Here is a 19,312-nt window from a genome sequence, read left to right as displayed (position 1 = left end):
AATATTGATGAATGCACAAACATACATGAATTTTCACGGAATTTTATTATATCGTAAAAATTTTAAAGAACGCGATATGTTGGTCAAGTTTCTAACAGCTGAAGCTGGCAAAAAGATGTTTTTTATTCGAGGGGCACGTAAAAGAGGCTTTAAAATGATGCCTGATATTTTGCCTTTTACCTATGGACTATATTCTGGGAAAATAAGTAGAGATAATTTATCTTATATTTATAGTGCATTAGATACAGACCATTATGAAAACATTAGTCAGGATATTTATTTGAATGCATATGCCACTTATATAATGTCTTTAATTGATGTTGCTTTTCCAGATTCCACTCCAATTTTGGGATGGTTTAATAAACTTTTTGAAGCTTTAAAACTAATTAATAATGGAATCGATGCAGCAATTATTACTAATATTATTGAAATACAATTACTAAATGTTTTTGGTGTACAGCCAGAATTTAGAGGTTGTACTATTTGTGGTCGAAACGACTTACCCATGGATTATTCCGAAGCATATGGGGGCTTAATTTGTGCTAAACATTATCACATGGATCTACATCGACTTCATTTAGATGCTAAAACTGTATTTTATTTAAGAAAATTTTCAGTGATAGACATTCAAAAAATTAATAATATCAATGTGAATGAAAATACTAAAAGAAACCTAAGAAATGTTTTAGATAAATTATATCAAGATACTGTTGGTATAAATTTAAAGAGTAAACATTTCCTAGACCAAATTAATGATTTAAAATTATAGAATTGACTTTTTCAGTTTGCTAAATTATTATTAAATTAAATGAATTAATAGGTAAAGATAAAAGAATTTTATTATATGACTATTTATCAGCGAGTCTAGGATAGTGTAAGCTAGTCATTATTGTCTATAATAATTGGCGCTTTTTGAACCAAACTAATTAAGCTGCTAGTTCTTATTAGAGCTAGAAGTAGGGTGGAACCGCGAATAAATTCGTCCCTGCTGTAAATTGCATTTTATTATGCTTTTTTACGGCAGGGATTTTTTGTGTCTCACCTAATAAATAGGAGGAATTATTCATGACAAAGAAGTTGTCAATGCAAGAAATTATTTTAAAATTACAACAATTTTGGTCATCTAAGGGTTGTATGTTAATGCAAGCTTATGATACAGAAAAAGGTGCAGGAACTATGAGTCCATACACTTTCTTAAGAGCAGTAGGACCAGAACCATGGAATGCTGCATATGTTGAACCTTCTAGAAGACCTGCTGATGGTAGATATGGTGAAAATCCTAACCGTTTATATCAACATCATCAATTTCAAGTTATTATGAAACCATCACCAGAAAATATTCAAGAACTTTATCTAGATAGTCTAAAGGAATTAGGTATTAATCCAATTGAACATGACATTCGATTTGTTGAAGATAACTGGGAAAATCCTTCAATGGGTTGTGCCGGTGTTGGTTGGGAAATCTGGCTAGACGGTATGGAAGTTACTCAATTTACTTACTTCCAAATTGTTGGTGGACAAGAAATGAACCCTGTAGCTTCAGAAATAACTTATGGTCTTGAAAGATTAGCATCATATATTCAAGATGTTAATAATGTTTTTGATTTAAATTGGAATGACAATGTTAAATATGGGGACATTTTTAAAGAACCTGAATATGAACATTCAAAATATAGCTTTGAGGAAAGTAATCAAGACATGTTATTAAATATGTTTGATAACTTTGAGACAGAAGCTAAGAAACAAATTGCAAATGGTTTAGTTCACCCTGCATATGATTATGTTTTGAAGTGTAGTCATACCTTTAATTTATTAGATGCTAGAGGAGCAGTTTCAGTTACTGAAAGAGCTGGATATTTATCTAGAATTAGAAAAATGGCTAGATCTATTGCAAAGGCATTTATTAAAGAACGTGCAAAACGTGGATTCCCATTAATTAAAGATGATAAAAAACGTAAAGAATTACTAGCAGATTATAACAAGGAGGAAAAATAATGGCACATACATTCTTATTAGAAGTTGGTCTTGAAGAAATGCCAGCTCATGTGGTTACTCCAAGTATTAAACAATTAGTCAAAAGAACTAAAGACTACTTAAAAGATCAAAGAATTGAATTTGACGATATTAAACCTTTTTCAACTCCACGTCGTTTAACAATTCAAATTACTGGTTTGGCAGATAAACAAGAAGATATTGATGAATCTGTTAAGGGACCTGCTAAAAAAATTGCTCAAGATGATGACGGCAATTGGAGTAAAGCTGCTATTGGTTTTACTAAAGGACAAGGTGCTACAACTGATGATATTACTTTTAAAGAAGTAAAAGGTACTGAATATGTATTTGTTGAAAAGCATATTGATGGTAAACCTGTCAGTGAAGTGCTAATGGGTATGAAAGATGTCATTACTAGTATGACTTTCCCAACTCTTATGAAATGGAATGTTTATGATTTAGAATTTATTCGTCCAATTAGATGGATGGTTGCATTATTAGACGATAAAGTTTTACCAATTAAGATTTTAGATGTTACTGCTGGTAATGTTAGTCGGGGTCATCGTTTCTTAGGTCAATATACTACTATTGAATCTGCTGATAATTATGAAAAAGCTTTACATGATCAATTTGTTATTGTTGATGCCGATAAACGTAAAAAATTGATTAAAGATCAAATTGAACAAATAAGTAAAGATAATAATTGGGTTGTTAATATTAATCCCTCTTTATTGGAAGAAGTTAATAACTTAGTTGAATGGCCAACTGCATTTTATGGTAATTTTGACAAAAAGTATTTGGAATTACCAGCTGATGTTTTGATTACTTCAATGCGCGATAATCAAAGATTCTTTTATGTACAAGATCAAGATAAAAATATTTTGCCTTACTTCATTTCTGTAAGAAATGGAAATAAAGATTATCTCGAAAATGTTGCTGTGGGTAATGAAAAAGTATTAACTGCTCGTTTAGAAGATGCAATGTTCTTCTATAAAGAAGATCAATCAAATGATATTGATTTTTATGTAAACAAACTTAAAAAAGTTAGCTTCCACGATAAAATTTCAACAATGTATGAAAAAATGCAACGTGTTGAAGTAATTACTCAAGTGTTAGGTAAGCATGTGGGTCTAAGTGATACTGAACTTTCTGATGTTAAAAGAGCTGCCCAAATTTATAAATTTGATTTAGTTACTGGTATGGTTGGTGAATTTTCAGAACTACAAGGAATAATGGGTGAAAAATATGCATTACTTAAGGGTGAAAATAAATCTGTAGCAACTGCAATTCGTGAACATTACATGCCTATCTCAGCTAATAGTGATTTACCAGCAACAAAGGTTGGTGCAGTATTAGCCGTTGCTGATAAATTTGATAGTATTCTAACTTTCTTTGCTGCTGGTATGATTCCTAGTGGATCTAATGATCCATATGCTTTAAGAAGACAAGCAAACGGAATTGTTAGAATTGTTAACAATCAAAAATGGAACTTTAATTTAGAAAACATGATGAATTCATTTATTAAGAGTGAAAATGAGCATGAAGTAGCTCCATCATTAGATCAAACAAAAGAATTTAATGATATTGTTGGCTTTATTAATGACCGTATTATTAAAGTGTTAAAAGATGATAAGTTAAGACATGATATTATTGATGCAATTTCAGAAACTAAGAATCATAACATTTTATTCATTTTTGAAGTTGCAAATGTTTTAAATCAACATAAAGATGATGATGAATTTAAAAAATCTATTGAAGCTTTAACTCGTGTATTAAGAATTTCCAACAAACAAAGTTTTAATAATGATGACTTAAATATTGATGAATCATTATTTGAAAATGATTCTGAAAAGAAATTATATGAAAAAGTTTCTACAATTAGTGAAAACTACTATCAATTAGGTGCAAATGCTGAATTTAATAAATTAATGTCATTGAAAGATGTTATTAATGATTATTTTGATGAAACAATGGTAATGGCAAAAGATGATAATATTAAAAATAATCATTTAAGACAAATGACAATTATTGCTAATATGATTAATTGGTTTGCTGATTTAGATAAATTAATTGTTAAGTAATATAATTAGACAAAATCAAGATAGATTGTTAAAATATTAAATACTTGTACGTAATAATTAATGATAAAAGTCGCACTTTTTATTTTAAGTGCGACTTTTATATCTGAAAAAGGGGTGATAAGTATGATTCCTGAAGATGTTATTGATGAAGTCAGAGATCAAACTAATATTTCTGATGTTGTGGGTCAATTTGTATCTTTGCATAAATCTGGTAAGAATTTATTTGGATTATGTCCCTTTCATGAAGAAAATACGCCTTCTTTTTCAGTAAATGAACAAAAACAAATTTTCCATTGTTTTAGTTGTGGTCGTGGTGGAAATGTTTTTAAATTTTTGATGGAATTACAAAATTTATCATATCCTGAGGCAATCAATAAAGTTGCCGATATGCAAGGAATTAAAATAGATGATAAATATGTACAATCATCAAACAATAGTAAAAAAATTGATTCTGATGAACAAATCTTAATTGACATCCATACTCAATCTACAGATTTATATCATCATATTTTAATGAATACTGAAATGGGGCAATCTGCTTTAGATTATCTTCATAATCGTGGTTTGAAAGATGAAACAATTGATAAATATCAATTGGGATTTGCTCCAAGTAATTCAATTTTAAAAACTTTTTTGGTTCAGAAAAAATATAAATATCAAGATTTAAGAAAGTCTGGTTTGTTTTTAGAAGATAACAATGGTGATTTGAAAGATCGATTTTTCAATCGAATAATTTATCCAATCACTAATGAGTTTGGAAATGTTATTGCATTTTCTGGAAGAATTTTAAATAAAGATGATAATCAAGCTAAGTATTTAAATAGTCCTGAGACTAAAATATTTAATAAGCGCAAAGTACTTTTTAATTTTTCTAATGCTAGAAATACCATTAGAAAAGAAAAAACAGCTATTTTGTACGAAGGATTTATGGATGTTATTTCTGCATACCAATCTGGAGTACAGAATGGAATAGCTTCAATGGGAACAAGCTTAACTGATGAGCAAATATATTTGTTACAAAGAAATACTACTAATTTATATGTTTGTTATGATGGGGATGCACCTGGGCAAAATGCTATTAATAGGTCTATAGGAATTCTTGAAAAAACACAATTAAAATTAGGCGTTATTCAAATGCCTAGTGGTATCGATCCTGATGAATATCGTCAGCAAAATGGTGAATCTAAATTCAAGTCATATATGCATTCTGCTTTAGAATCTGTAATTTCATTTAAAATGCATTTCTTAAAGTTGAATCGCAACCTAGATAATGAAAATGATAAGATTAATTATATAAACGATGTTATTCGTGAAATTGCTAAAATTTCTCAACCCATTGAACGTGATGTATATATTAATCAAATCTCTGAGCAATTTGGTCTAAATAAAATTGATTTAACTAACCAATTAAATAAATTGGTTAATCGAAATAATTTAGGACATAAAACTAGCGCTTATAAATCAAATAGTTCATCTAAAAGTTATGATACAATTTCAATTGCTAACGTTAAACCTGTTGGAAGAGTCGAAATGGCTGAAAGAAGCTTATTAAATCGAATTCTAAATAATCATGAAATGTGGTTAAGAATAATGGGAAAAGAAGGTTTTTGCTTTGTTGATGATAAATATCAATTAATTTATATTCTGGCTCAAGAATATTTTAAAAACCATGCAGAATATAAAGCCGATGCTTTTCAAGATTTTGTTAAAGAAGAAGATTTACAACAATTATTAATAAATATTGATTTAATTGACTTATCAGGTGAACCTACTAACTCAGAAATAGATGATTATGTTAATATAATAATGAATGATGCTCCCATTGAAAAACAGCTTAAAACTAAACAGGCTGAATTAGATGAGGCCAAGAAGCTAGGCGATGTAGATCGTCAAATTGATATAACTACAGACATTATTAATTTACAACGTAAAAAACAAATTAGTAATTAAGCTTAATTTAGGAGGCAGTTTAATGGCTGGAAAATCAAACAAAAAAGAACTAAAAGAATCAGTTAATGCACTAATTAAGAAACAAAAGAAAGTTGGACATGTAACTTACGACGATTTAAATGATAGTATTGCGGTTCCATTTAAGTTAACAAAGAAACAAATGTATAATCTTCTAGAAAAAGTTGAAGATAAAGGAATTAGTGTTGTAGATGAAAATGGTGATCCTGATCCAAGAGCGTTAGAAGCTGCCAAAAAAGTTACCCAATCAGAATTAAAGCATTCTTCTTCAGCTCCTACAGGAGTTAAAATTAACGATCCTGTTAGAATGTATCTTAAAGAAATTGGTCGTGTATCACTTTTAACAGCCGACCAAGAAGTTGAATTAGCTTTGAGAATTGAAAAAGGCGATGAAGAAGCTAAGCAAGAATTAGCAGAAGCTAACTTACGTTTAGTTGTTTCAATTGCTAAGCGTTATGTAGGTCGTGGAATGCAATTCTTAGATTTAATTCAAGAAGGAAACATGGGTCTTATGAAAGCTGTTGAAAAGTTTGATTACCGTAAAGGTTTTAAATTTTCAACTTATGCTACCTGGTGGATTAGACAGGCTATTACTCGTGCCATAGCGGATCAAGCTAGAACAATTAGAATTCCTGTTCATATGGTTGAAACTATTAATAAATTAATTAGAATTCAACGTCAATTACTTCAAGATTTAGGACGTGAACCTACTCCAGAAGAAATTGGTGCTGAAATGGATATGCCAACTCAAAAAGTTCGTGGTATTCTTAAAATTTCTCAAGAACCAGTTTCACTTGAAACTCCTATTGGTGAAGAAGATGATTCTCATCTAGGTGACTTTATTGAAGATCAAGAAGCAACTAGTCCAGCTGATCATGCTGCATATGAATTGTTAAAAGAACAATTAGAAGGTGTGCTTGATACATTAACTGACCGTGAAGAAAATGTGTTAAGACTTCGTTTTGGTTTGGATGATGGTAGAACTAGAACACTTGAAGAAGTTGGTAAGGTATTCGGTGTTACTAGAGAAAGAATTAGACAAATTGAAGCTAAAGCTCTACGTAAATTACGTCATCCTTCACGTAGTAAACAATTAAAAGACTTTTTAGAATAAAATTTATTGAAACAGGTAGATTAATTACTACCTGTTTTTTTGTTATAATTAATTATTAAATAAATTTTAGAAAAAGGTGTTTAAATGGATGCAAATCACTTATCACAACGTTTAAAAGCAGTTGCAAATTATGTTCCAAATGATAGTCGTGTAGCAGATATTGGATCTGATCATGCTTACTTGCCTGTTTATTTATTAAAAAAAGGTTTAATAGAATATGCCATCGCTAGTGAAGTGGCAAAAGGTCCTTTACAAAACGCAAAAAATGAAATTTTAAAAGAAAATTTATCAGATAAAACTGATACAAGGTTAGCTGATGGACTACTTTCTATCAAAAAAGAAGATGAAATTAACTGTGTTGTAATAGCTGGAATGGGTGGAATCTTGATTCGCGATATTTTAGAGAACGGACAAAGTCATCTTAATGGTAAGGAATTACTAGTTCTTCAACCTAATGTTGGTGAAGATATTTTAAGAAAATGGTTAATGGATAACTATTACTCAATAATAAATGAACATATTCTAAGAGAAGATGGACATAATTATGAAATAATTGAAGCTCAAAAGGTTAATGATAAAATCATTTATACACTGGAAGAATTAAAATTTGGCCCAATATTGTTAGAAAAAAGATCTCCTGTTTTTATTGAAAAATGGCAAAATGAGATTAAACGCTTAGAAAATATTATTTCCAGTATGGATAATATTAAGGGACCAAAGCCAATAATAAAAATTAACAAAATGAAAAAAGAAATTAAAGAAATTAAGGAAGTTTTATAAATGAAGGTAATTGAATTAGTAAAGCAATTTGAAAAATTTGCTCCTAAAAATATTGCAGTTGATGGAGATCCAATTGGACTACAAATTGGATCGTTAAATCAGGATGTTCATAAAATTATGACAACTTTAGATGTAAGGCCTGAAGTAGTTGACGAAGCAATTAATAATCAGGTTGATTTTATTTTTTCTCATCATCCTTTGATGTTCCGCCCAGCTAAAAATTTAGATCTTAGTAATCCACAAAATAGTATGTATGCGAAAATAATTGAGCATCATATTACTGTTTACTCGGCTCATACTAATTTAGATAATGCTGTTGATGGCATGAATGATTGGTTAGCAGATAGTTTGCAGTTAAAAGATACTAAAGGATTAGTTTATCAAACTAAGATGAACAACCATGAATACTTTATGGGTAGAATTGGGATGCTTTCTAATACCATGACAGTTTACGAATTTGCTGAATTCTGTAAAAAACAATTTAATATTAGCGGTCTTCGATTAATTAGTAATACCCCGGATAAATTAGTGAATAAAGTAGCCATTTTAGGTGGTGATGGTGGTAAATTCTTTAATATCGCTAAGAATAAAGGTGCCGATGTTTATGTTACCGGTGATGTATATTATCATGTAGGGCATGACATGTTAGCTTCTGATTTTTCAGTTGTTGATCCAGGACATCATATTGAAAGTATTTGTAAGCCTTATTTAGCCGCAATGTTTAGAAAATGGGCAAATCAATTGAATTGGAATGTAGAAGTGATAGAGTCTGATATAAATACAGATCCATTTACATTCATTTAAAAGGAGTTAACTTAATATTCATAAATATGAATCATTATTACCAAGATTTTTAAGCTATGTGAAAATTAATACCCGCTCTAATGAAAACACTAATAAAATACCTTCTTCTAAAGAACAAGTTAATTTTCTCAATGACTTAAAAATACAATTGAAGTCCATTGGATTAGAACATGTTAGAACCAATGAATCAAGTGGTTATGTATTTGCTACTTTACCTTCAAATATTAATAAAAAAGTAAAAAAGATTGGTTTTATTTCACATGTTGATACTGCTGATTTTAATTCTGAAAATGTAAATCCACAAATAATTGAAAAATATGATGGTAACTCTGTGATTAATTTGGGTAATGGAGAATACAAATTAGACCCTAAAGTATTTCCTAGCTTAAAAAAATATAATGGGCAAACTTTAATTACTACCGATGGTAATACTTTATTGGGAGCTGATGATAAAGCAGGGGTTGCAGAAATTATAACTTCTATGGATTATTTAATTAATCATTCGGAAATTAAGCATGGTGAAATTGAAATCGGTTTTGGTCCCGATGAAGAAATTGGAACAGGTGCTGACAATTTTGATACTAAAGATTTTGGAGCTGATATTGCATATACAGTTGATGGTGGATCGTTAGGTCAATTGCAATATGAGACTTTCAATGCTGCTTCAGCAACTGTAGATATTAAAGGAACAGATGTGCATCCTGCAGAGGCTAAAGGGGTTATGATTAATTCTGCATTAATTGGAATGCAATTCAATGAAAGTTTACCTAAGTATGAACGTCCAGAATTTACAGACGGACGAGACGGTTTTTATTTCTTGACTAATTTTAATGGGACGGTAGATCATACTAAATTAAATTATATTATCAGAGATCATGACGAAAATCGTTTTAATTCCAGAAAAAAATATTTTAATAAAATTGCAGAAGAAATGAATAAACAATTTGATGAACCACGAATTAAAGTCGATATAAAAGATCAGTATTATAATATGGCAGAAGTAATCAATCAAGATATGACAGTGGTTGATTTAGCCAAACAAGCGATGAATAATATAAATATTAAGCCCGATATTTTTCCAGTCCGTGGCGGTACAGATGGATCTAAAATTTCATTTATGGGCTTACCCACACCTAACATTTTTGCAGGTGGTGAAAATATGCATGGTCGTTTTGAATATGTTTCACTACAAACGATGGAAAAAGCTTGTGATTTATTAATTGAAATTGCTAATTTAAATGTTAAAAAATAATTAGTCAATAATGGTCAAATTATTTTTAATTAAATTAATGTTTTGGTAAAATTTACTTATAAGTTGAGTAATCAACTTATAAGTATTTTTTATTATATAAAGTAGGTGGAATATATTGAATCCAAATGATTTAACAGAAGCGGTAACGAAAGCATTGGCTGAAGCACAAAAAGTTGCAGTTAACCGTAAGCATCAAGAAATTACGATTGCTCATTTATTTAAATTTTTGGTTCAACCTGGTGAATTGGCTCGTCAAATTTATTCTGAACTAGGTTTAGACGTAAAAAAATTAGAAGCAGAAATTGATAAAGAATTAGATAGTATTTCAACTGTTGAGGGCAGTAATGTCTCTTATGGACAAAATATTTCATCAAATATGTATCAATTAATGCAGAATGCTAATCAAATTAAAGATAAATTAGGTGACCAATATGTTGCCGTTGATACACTAACAATTGCTTTAATGGATGTTAGTGGTGACAAATTAAGCGATTATTTAAAAGAAAATGATATTACTAAACAAAAAGTAACTAATGAAGTAGAAAAAATTCGTGGAGGTGAAAAAGTGACTTCTAAGAATCAAGAAGACAATTTCCAAGCGTTAAAAAAATATGGTGTCGATTTGGTTAAAGAGGCTCGTGCCGGCAAATTAGGTCCCATTATTGGTCGTGATGAAGAAATATTAGATGTTATTAGAATTCTTTCTCGAATGACCAAAAATAATCCAATCTTATTAGGGGATCCTGGTGTTGGAAAAACAGCAATTGTTGAAGGCTTAGCTAAGAGAATTGCTGTAAATGATGTTCCTGATAACTTGAAAGATAAGCAATTATTTGAATTAGATATGAGCTCATTGATTGCTGGTGCTAAATATCGTGGTGAATTTGAAGAACGATTAAAAGCTGTTTTAAAAGCAGTTAAAAAATCTGAAGGTAAAATTATTATGTTTATCGATGAAATTCATAATATTGTTGGTGCTGGTAAATCTGAAGGTAGTATGGATGCTGGTAATATGTTAAAACCCATGTTAGCGCGTGGTGATTTACATTTAATTGGTGCTACTACTTTAGATGAATATCGTAAGTATTTAGAAAAAGATAAAGCACTAGAACGTCGTTTCCAAAGGGTTCACGTTAATGAACCAAGTGTTGATGACACTATTACTATTTTAAGAGGAATTAAAGAACGTCTTGAAATTCATCATGGAGTAAGAATTCATGATAATGCATTAGTGGCTGCAGCTAAATTATCTGATCGATATATCACTGATCGATTCTTGCCGGATAAAGCAATTGATTTAGTGGATGAGGCTTCTTCTACGATTGAGGTTGAAATGAATTCTAGTCCTACTGAGTTAGATCAAGCTCATCGTAAGCTTATCCGAGCTGAAGTTGAGGAAGCTGCTTTAAAGAATGAAAGCGATGACGAATCTAAAAATCGTTTATCAGAATTAGAACCTCAATTAGCTAACTTAAAAGAAACAGTTAATAATCTAAACGCTAGATGGCAACAAGAAAAAAGTTCTATTCAAAAATTAGGTGATAAGAAATCTGAATTAGATAAGGCCAAAAATGATTTACAGCAAGCCGAAAGTTCTTATGATTTAAATAAGGCCGCAGTCTTACAGCATGGAACTATTCCTAAGTTAGAAGAAGAACTTAAGCAAATGGAGGGCCAAGATCATAATGATGATTGGTTAGTTAGTGAATCTGTTACTGAAAATGAAATTGGGAATGTTTTAAGTAGAGAAACTGGAATTCCAGTTAACCGTTTAATGCAAGGCGAACGTGCTAAATTACTACACTTAGATGATAATTTACACAAACGTGTAATTGGACAAAATGAAGCTGTTGAGGCAGTTTCTGATGCAGTTTTAAGATCACGTGCAGGTTTACAAGATCCAAGTAAGCCTTTAGGTTCTTTCTTGTTTTTAGGACCTACCGGTGTAGGTAAAACAGAATTGGCCAAGTCACTTGCTGCCAATTTATTTGATTCTGAAGATCATATGGTTAGAATTGATATGTCAGAATATATGGAAAAAGCTTCTGTTTCTAGATTAGTAGGAGCTGCTCCTGGATATGTAGGATATGAAGAAGGTGGCCAACTAACAGAAGCGGTTAGAAGAAATCCATATACAATCGTTTTATTTGATGAAATTGAAAAGGCACATCCGGATGTATTTAATATCTTATTACAAGTTTTAGACGATGGTCGTTTAACGGATGGTCAAGGTCGTACAATTGATTTTAAGAATACTATTTTAATTATGACTTCTAATTTAGGTTCTGATTTGCTATTAAAAGGTACTGATGAAAATGGTGATATTAGTGGTGAAGCCAAAAGTCAGGTCAATGATTTGTTAAAAACAAGCTTTAAGCCTGAATTCTTAAATCGTATCGATGATGTAATTATGTTTAAACCATTATCAATGGATGATGTGAAGTTAATAGTCAAAAAATTAGTTGATAAATTATCCTTACGTCTACAAGATCAACAAATTAAAATTGAAATTAGTGATGAATCACTAGACTGGATTGCTAAAAACGGATATGAACCTCAATATGGAGCTCGACCATTACAAAGGTTTGTAACTCGTTATGTTGAAACACCTTTAGCAAAATTGATTATTGGCAATAAGATAAAGCCTAAATCCACTGTTAACATTAACTTAGATGGTGACAAACTATCTTTTAAATAAATAAAAAGAGCTTAAGCTATCAAGCTTAAACTCTTTTTTTGTTTGCTTATTTGTTTGCATTACCAGAAATTAAAGTTACACAGTTAACTAAAATAAGTGCAGTAATTACTGTTACAACTGCGATACTAATTGAAGAGTAAGTTTGGCTCTCCAATTGACTTACGATATATCCGATAATTTCACCAAAAATAGCTGACCAAAAAACAACTGTTAAATTTTTTGTAAGAAATTTCATTACTATCCACCTCGCAATTCATAAAAATTTTATCACATATCTATCTTTAAATACAATTATAAATATAATCGTATGAGCATGATAAAATTATTTGTTATAATATTTAAATAGAAAGGGATGATTATACTATGGATTATGTACCTTTAAATGTAATAAGTTCATATAGTTTATTAGATAGCACTATTTCAATTGATAATTTAATTTCAGCGGCTAAGCAAAGAGGCTATAATGCTTTAACTTTAACTGATGAAAATGTTATGTACGGTGCTATTGAATTTTATAATAAGTGCATAAAAAATAATATTCATCCAATTATCGGTTTAACAATTGAACTTAATGGATTAAATGACGACCAATTTAAACTAGTTTTAATTGCTAAAAATAATAATGGTTATCAAAACTTAATGAAAATATCCACTAAAAAGATGACTAATGAATCTGCAAAAATATCATTATCTGACATAAAATCGTTCCTAAATGATTTATTTATTGTTATTCCTAATTATGGCAACATTGCAACCTTGATTAAACAAGATAATTTTGAAAAAGTTTCTGATTTTTTAAATGAATTTGTTGACTATAATAATAACTTGTATTTTGGTATTAGTGATAAAGATCTTAATAATGGATATTATGATTCTATAATTAAACTCAAGTTGGATATTAAGCTTGTTGCTTTCTCTAAAGTGCAAAATATAGATAAAGATGATTCTTTTGCACTTAAAGTTTTGCGATATGTAGATAATGGTGAAAAGTTTTCTAATCCGCTTGAAGAAAGTAATTTAAAAGATGATAACTGGTTAAAACCTAAAAATGATTTTATTAATAATTTTGTTTCATCTGGCCATCAAGATATTGTAAAAAATAATGAAACTATTATTCATGCCACCAATGTGACAATTGATAAGAAACAACCACAATTACCTAAATTTAAAAACAATTATGGTTTGTCATCAAAAGAATATTTAAAACAGTTGTGTAAAAAAGGATTATTAGCAAGATTTGATAAATTAAATATACTTAAGGATAATCAAAAACAATATTATGAAAGATTAAAATATGAGTTATCAGTTATTGACCGTATGAATTTTGATGACTATTTTTTAATTGTTTGGGACGTAATTAATTATGCACATAAAGCTAATATTATGACTGGTCCAGGAAGAGGATCAGCTGCTGGATCTTTAGTAGCATATTGCTTATATATTACTGATGTAGATCCAATTGGGTATGATTTACTTTTTGAACGTTTCTTAAATGAAGAACGTGCTCAGATGCCAGATATTGATTTAGATATACCAGATGATAAAAGAGAACAAGTCCTAGACTATGTTCATAATAAATATGGGGATGACCATGTTGCACAAATTGTTACTTTTGGAACAATGGCAGCCAAACAAGTTTTAAGGGATGTAGGTAGAACTTTTGGCTTGTCTCCTTATCAAATGAGTGATTGGAGCAATGCAATTCCTAGTAATCAGTTACACATTACTTTAGATGCTGCTTATGATCAATCACAAAAACTAAAAAATTTGGTTAGTGATAATCATCTTAATCGGCTTTTATTTTATACTGCTAGAAAATTAGAGGGACTGCCAAGACATTATTCAACGCATGCTGCTGGTTTGATTTTAAGTAAAGATAAATTAGTGAAAACTTCACCTCTGCAAAATGGTAGTGAAGGTATTTTGATGACTCAGTATTCTAAAAACTACGTTGAAGAGATAGGTCTTTTAAAAATTGACTTTTTAGGATTGAGAAACCTTTCATTACTTGCAGATATTGTTAATCATATAAAAAGCGAAGCAAACAATAAATTTGTTATCAGAAAAATTAATTTAGATGATTCAAAAACCTTGTCGTTATTTAAAATGGGGGATACTAACGGTATTTTCCAGTTTGAATCTGCTGGTATTAAGAGAGTATTAAAAGCATTGCAACCGGATAATTTTAATTTGGTTGCTGCAGTTGATGCTTTGTATCGTCCAGGCCCAATGGGGAATATTGAATCCTTTATTAAGCGTAAAAATGGACAAGAAAATGTTACTTATGCTGATGACACATTAAAACCTATTTTAGGACCAACTTTTGGTATTATTGTTTATCAAGAGCAAGTTATGCGAGTTGCTTCTACAATGGGTGGGTTTACTTTAGGTGAAGCCGATTTACTTAGAAGGGCTATGAGCAAGAAAAAGCATGATGTAATGGATTCAATGAAATCCAAATTTATTAGTGGAGCTTTAGAAAAAGGATATAGTGAAACAGCTGCCAAACAAACTTTTGATTATATTGATCAATTTGCCAGTTATGGTTTTAATAAATCACATGCTGTTGCTTATAGTAAAATGGCCTTTGAATTAGCCTATTTAAAAGCTCATTATAGTATTCAGTTTTTTGTTAGCATATTAAACTCAGTATTGAATAATAATAAAAAAACTAAGATTTATTTAACAGAATTAAAAAAGCGAAATATAAAAGTTGATGGCCCTAATATTAATATTAGTGATAAGGAATTTAAAATATATCATAATAATGTGTTATTCGGCTTAGGTTCTATTAAGGGACTACGTAGTGATTTTATTAATGATTTAATTGATGAGCGAAATACTAATGGTCTATTTAATAACTTAGAACAATTTCTGCAAAGAATTGATCCTAAATATAGAAAAATAGATTTGATTAATTCGCTTATTTATTCGGGTGCAATGGATGACTTTGGATATAACCGTTCGGAATTATTAGCATCAATCCCTGAATTTATCGACTCCATTAATTTAAGCGGTAATTCAATGGAATTATTTGATGCACTAAAGCCTAAAATAAAACATTTGGATGAAATGCCTCTAAATGAAAAATTACAAAAAGAAAATGAATATTTGGGTGCATATTTATCTGGACATCCTGTAGAACAATATATAAATATTTTTAATAGTATTAATATTGTTTCATCTGACAGTGTATTGGAATATAAAGGTGAGATATACAATGTTTTGTATTTAGATTCCATCAAACAAATTAGAACAAAAAATGGTAATGAAATGGCTTTTGCTCATGGTACTGATTTATCTGGTGGCTTAAGTATCACCATTTTTCCTAATGTGTTTACTATGATTAAGGATTGGTTTAAAAATGGAATTGTAGTTTTAATTAAAGGCAAAGTTGAACACCGAGATGGTGCTCAAATTATTGCTAATAAAATATATCCTGCAGCGAATGTTAAAAGTGATTTAATAAAAAATAATCGGGGTAATTCGAATAAAAAGTGGTATTTAAAAATAGACAGTGATCATGATTCACCTGATAATATAAATATTCTATATCAAGAAATAAAGAATAATTATGGAAATAATCGGGTAATTATTTATCGTGAAAAAAATAAAAAAACAACTTTACTTAATCATAATTATGATTTGAATTATAATTCAACTTTATTTAATAAACTAATTCATATATTAGGGAATGGTAACGTTGTTTATAAATGATAATTTATTATAGAAACTATAAAGAAAATAGCAGACATAGATTTTAAAAAGTGATACAATTTACATTGAAATCCATTATGTATTGAATTATATATTTGATACAAAATAAAAGGAGAGATTTTACTTATGAAAAAAACAAAAATCGTAAGTACATTAGGACCTGCTAGTAATGATGTTGAAACTATTGCTAGTTTAATTAACTCAGGAGCTAATGTTTTCAGATTTAATTTTTCACATGGTGATCATGAAGAACATTTAGGTCGTTTAGACAAAGTTCATGAAGCTGAAAAGAAGACAGGTAAATCAATGGGTATCATGCTTGATACTAAAGGTGCTGAAATTCGTACCTCTAAGCAAAAAGATGGTAAGATTGATTTTCATACCGATGACCAATTCAGAATTTCAATGGATAGCAGTCTAGAAGGTACTAAGGACAAAATTGCCGTTACTTACCCAGGCCTATTTGATGATGTTAAAGTTGGTGGACATGTTTTATTTGATGATGGTATTTTAGATGCTGTTGTTGAAGACAAAGATGCTGATAACAAAGAATTAGTTGTTACTGCTCAAAATAATGCCACTTTAGGTTCACGTAAAACTGTTGATGCTCCAGGAGTATCAATTAATTTACCAGGTATCACTGAAAAAGATTCAAGTGATATTCGCTTTGGCTTATCAAAGATGAACATTAACTACATTGCTGCTTCATTCGTAAGAAAACCTCAAGATATCCTAGATATCCGCAAATTACTTGAAGAAGAACATATGGAAGATGTTCAAATTTTCCCTAAGATTGAATCACAAGAAGGAATTGACAACTTTGAAGAAATCATGAAGGTTTCTGATGGTTTAATGATTGCTCGTGGAGACATGGCTGTTGAAATTCCTGCTGAAAATGTTCCAATCGTTCAAAAACATATGATCCACAGATGTAATGAAATGGGTAAACCAGTTATCACTGCTACTCAAATGCTAGATTCAATGATTGAAAATCCACGTCCTACACGTGCTGAAGCTTCAGATGTTGAATATGCTGTATTAAGTGGTACTGATGCTACTATGCTTTCAGGTGAAAGTGCTAATGGTGCTTACCCAGCTAAAGCTGTTGGAATGATGAACAAATTAGATATTAAAGCTGAAAACCATTATGCTGAATACGGTGATGCACGTCCTGAATTCAAGAATGGTGATGTAACTGAAGCATTTGGTAAACAAGTTGCTCAAATGGCTAAAGACTTAGACATTAAGACAATTGTTACTACTACTACTACTGGTTACTCAGCTCGTATGATTTCTAAATACCATCCAAATGCTGATATTTTAGCATTAACTTTTGATGATCGTGTACGTCGTGGCCTAATGGTTAACTGGGGTGTTCAACCAATTGTTGTTGACAAGCCAGAAACTACAGATGGTATGTTTGATTTTGCTGCTAAGAAAGCTGTTGAATCAGGCTTATCTAAGGAAGGCGACTTAGTATTAATCGTTGCTGGTGTTCCAGTTGGCGAAAAAGGTACTACTAATGTTATGCGTGTTAAATTAATCGGTTCAGAATTATCACAAGGACAAGGAATCGGTGATAAGACCGTTATTGGTAAGGCTTTTTTAGCAAGTAACGCTGCCGACGCAAACAGCAAAGCTGTAGACGGTGGCGTGTTAGTGGCTAAGAACACTAACAAAGACTTCTTACCAGCAATGAAGAAAGCTAGCGCAATTATCGTTGAAAATGGTGGAATGACATCACATGCAGCGGTAGTTGGTATTTCATTAGGTATTCCAGTTATCGTTAGTGCAACTGGCGCAACTGAAGAAATTTCTGATGGACAAACAATCACTGTTGATGCTCGTCGTGGTATTGTATACAGTGGTGCTGCTAATTCATTATAATAATTAAATAATAATTATTTGATAAAAAGGGTACGCATTTTGCGTATCCTTTTTTGCTATCGAAATATTATTAAAATTAGTGTAAAATTATAATATAAATAATCGAAATGAGGTATATTAATGAACAATATATTGGGTAGAATAGTTTCTGGAAAAGTTACTGATGAAAATGATAAAAGTTATTTTGTTCAAATTGAAGGAGTAACATTTTTATTAGATAAATCAGAAATTGTTAAACCATTGCATATTGGAAGTAAATTTAGTGGTTTTGCTTATGAAAATGAAGACCATAAAATGCAAATTACAAGAGATGCACCTAAGGTTCAAGTTGACCATTTTGCTTTTGGGCAAGTTGTACAAAGTAAATATGGTCTAGGCGTATTTGTTGATATTGGTTTGCCTAATAAAGATATTGCTGTATCAATTGATGACTTACCCGAACTGACTAAATTGTGGCCTAAACATGGCGACTATCTTATGATTGCTTTGAAAGTAGATAAAAAGGGTCGTATATGGGGAGAATTAGCTGATGAACAAATATTTAAGGATATTTCGACACCAGGTGGTAAGGAATTGATGAATCATAATTTAAAAGCTACAACTTATCGTCTTAAATTAGCAGGTACTAGAGTTATTACTGATGACTACCATTTAGGATTTATTCATCCTAGTGAACGCGATGTTGAACCTAATCTTGGTAAACATGTTAATGTGCGAGTCATTGGTGTATTACGTGATGGAACGTTAAATTTATCAATGAAGCCTCGTGGTTATGAAGCTATTGATGGTGATTCGAAAATGTTATTTGCAGTTTTAAAACATTCTGATGATTACAAGTTACCATATACTGACAAAAGTAGCCCAGATGATATTAAAAAGTATTTCGGTATTAGTAAGGGACAATTTAAACGTGCGGTAGGTCATTTATTAAAGAATCGTTTAGTTGAACAAATTAATGGTGAACTAAAACTGACTCAAAAGGGTATTGAATTTAGTATTGAAGAATAGGTGACTAATTT

General features: G+C 30.3%; 13 protein-coding genes. 12 read left to right on the top strand and 1 reads right to left on the bottom strand.

Features of this window, described 5'->3' with window-relative positions:
* Positions 1–7: 7 nt before the first annotated feature.
* From recO to clpB, 9 genes are all read left to right on the top strand, one after another.
* On the top strand, positions 8–769 hold the full coding sequence (recO, locus tag DY123_RS02935) for a DNA repair protein RecO (protein ID WP_140924104.1): 762 nt from the start codon (positions 8–10) through the stop codon (positions 767–769).
* A 296-nt stretch (positions 770–1,065) separates the two neighbouring features.
* Positions 1,066–1,995, top strand: coding sequence for a glycine--tRNA ligase subunit alpha (gene glyQ, locus DY123_RS02930; RefSeq protein ID WP_105987629.1), 930 nt, complete (start codon positions 1,066–1,068; stop codon positions 1,993–1,995).
* Positions 1,995–4,073: a glycine--tRNA ligase subunit beta gene (gene glyS, locus DY123_RS02925; protein ID WP_140924102.1), complete on the top strand. Its 2,079-nt coding sequence runs from the start codon at positions 1,995–1,997 to the stop codon at positions 4,071–4,073. Before glyQ ends, glyS begins: the two co-directional genes overlap by 1 nt.
* A 123-nt stretch (positions 4,074–4,196) precedes the next feature.
* Positions 4,197–6,023 carry a DNA primase gene (dnaG, locus tag DY123_RS02920; RefSeq protein ID WP_225426743.1) on the top strand — a complete coding sequence of 609 codons (1,827 nt, stop codon included), beginning with the start codon at positions 4,197–4,199 and terminating at the stop codon, positions 6,021–6,023.
* 22 nt (positions 6,024–6,045) lie between these two features.
* Positions 6,046–7,155 carry an RNA polymerase sigma factor RpoD gene (gene rpoD / locus DY123_RS02915; protein WP_105964659.1) on the top strand — a complete coding sequence of 370 codons (1,110 nt, stop codon included), beginning with the start codon at positions 6,046–6,048 and terminating at the stop codon, positions 7,153–7,155.
* An 84-nt stretch (positions 7,156–7,239) separates the two neighbouring features.
* The gene (locus DY123_RS02910) at positions 7,240–7,935 is read left to right on the top strand and encodes a tRNA (adenine(22)-N(1))-methyltransferase (protein WP_140924100.1); all 696 of its coding nucleotides are present in this window, start codon (positions 7,240–7,242) and stop codon (positions 7,933–7,935) included.
* Positions 7,936–8,739, top strand: coding sequence for a Nif3-like dinuclear metal center hexameric protein (locus DY123_RS02905; protein ID WP_140924098.1), 804 nt, complete (start codon positions 7,936–7,938; stop codon positions 8,737–8,739). It begins immediately after the preceding gene.
* A 16-nt stretch (positions 8,740–8,755) separates the two neighbouring features.
* Entirely contained in the window at positions 8,756–9,991 is a 1,236-nt protein-coding gene (gene pepT / locus DY123_RS02900) for a peptidase T (RefSeq protein WP_140924096.1), read from the top strand.
* Between the two features lie 115 nt (positions 9,992–10,106).
* Positions 10,107–12,689 (top strand): ATP-dependent chaperone ClpB, encoded by a 2,583-nt coding sequence (gene clpB / locus DY123_RS02895; RefSeq protein ID WP_140924094.1) that lies wholly within the window; start codon positions 10,107–10,109, stop codon positions 12,687–12,689.
* Between the two features lie 46 nt (positions 12,690–12,735).
* Here clpB and DY123_RS02890 read toward each other — a convergent pair whose 3' ends face one another.
* Complete coding sequence (locus DY123_RS02890) at positions 12,736–12,924, bottom strand: DUF2929 family protein (protein ID WP_108982177.1); 189 nt, start codon at positions 12,922–12,924, stop codon at positions 12,736–12,738.
* 128 nt (positions 12,925–13,052) lie between these two features.
* Here DY123_RS02890 and dnaE point away from each other — a divergent pair, with 128 nt between their 5' ends.
* The 3 genes from dnaE (at position 13,053) to DY123_RS02875 (ending at position 19,301) form a co-directional block, all read left to right on the top strand.
* Positions 13,053–16,406 carry a DNA polymerase III subunit alpha gene (dnaE, locus tag DY123_RS02885; RefSeq protein WP_140924092.1) on the top strand — a complete coding sequence of 1,118 codons (3,354 nt, stop codon included), beginning with the start codon at positions 13,053–13,055 and terminating at the stop codon, positions 16,404–16,406.
* Between the two features lie 126 nt (positions 16,407–16,532).
* Positions 16,533–18,293, top strand: coding sequence for a pyruvate kinase (gene pyk, locus DY123_RS02880; RefSeq protein ID WP_108982175.1), 1,761 nt, complete (start codon positions 16,533–16,535; stop codon positions 18,291–18,293).
* Between the two features lie 120 nt (positions 18,294–18,413).
* The gene (locus DY123_RS02875; protein WP_140924091.1) at positions 18,414–19,301 is read left to right on the top strand and encodes a CvfB family protein; all 888 of its coding nucleotides are present in this window, start codon (positions 18,414–18,416) and stop codon (positions 19,299–19,301) included.
* Positions 19,302–19,312: the final 11 nt, after the last annotated feature.

Origin of the sequence: Apilactobacillus micheneri (genome assembly GCF_006493595.1) — a bacterium.
GTDB classification, from domain to species: Bacteria; Bacillota; Bacilli; order Lactobacillales; family Lactobacillaceae; genus Apilactobacillus; species Apilactobacillus micheneri.
Note: the sequence above shows the minus strand (reverse complement) of the source record. Positions and strands in the feature narration are given on the sequence as shown.

What these genes read in the sequence shown, in the direction of transcription:
- recO (WP_140924104.1), top strand. Translation starts at nt 8, where the DNA reads ATGAATGCACAAACATACATGAATTTTCACGGAATTTTATTATATCGT.
- glyQ (WP_105987629.1), top strand. Translation starts at nt 1,066, where the DNA reads ATGACAAAGAAGTTGTCAATGCAAGAAATTATTTTAAAATTACAACAA.
- glyS (WP_140924102.1), top strand. Translation starts at nt 1,995, where the DNA reads ATGGCACATACATTCTTATTAGAAGTTGGTCTTGAAGAAATGCCAGCT.
- dnaG (WP_225426743.1), top strand. Translation starts at nt 4,197, where the DNA reads ATGATTCCTGAAGATGTTATTGATGAAGTCAGAGATCAAACTAATATT.
- rpoD (WP_105964659.1), top strand. Translation starts at nt 6,046, where the DNA reads ATGGCTGGAAAATCAAACAAAAAAGAACTAAAAGAATCAGTTAATGCA.
- DY123_RS02910 (WP_140924100.1), top strand. Translation starts at nt 7,240, where the DNA reads ATGGATGCAAATCACTTATCACAACGTTTAAAAGCAGTTGCAAATTAT.
- DY123_RS02905 (WP_140924098.1), top strand. Translation starts at nt 7,936, where the DNA reads ATGAAGGTAATTGAATTAGTAAAGCAATTTGAAAAATTTGCTCCTAAA.
- DY123_RS02890 (WP_108982177.1), bottom strand. Translation starts at nt 12,924, where the DNA reads ATGAAATTTCTTACAAAAAATTTAACAGTTGTTTTTTGGTCAGCTATT.
- dnaE (WP_140924092.1), top strand. Translation starts at nt 13,053, where the DNA reads ATGGATTATGTACCTTTAAATGTAATAAGTTCATATAGTTTATTAGAT.
- pyk (WP_108982175.1), top strand. Translation starts at nt 16,533, where the DNA reads ATGAAAAAAACAAAAATCGTAAGTACATTAGGACCTGCTAGTAATGAT.
- DY123_RS02875 (WP_140924091.1), top strand. Translation starts at nt 18,414, where the DNA reads ATGAACAATATATTGGGTAGAATAGTTTCTGGAAAAGTTACTGATGAA.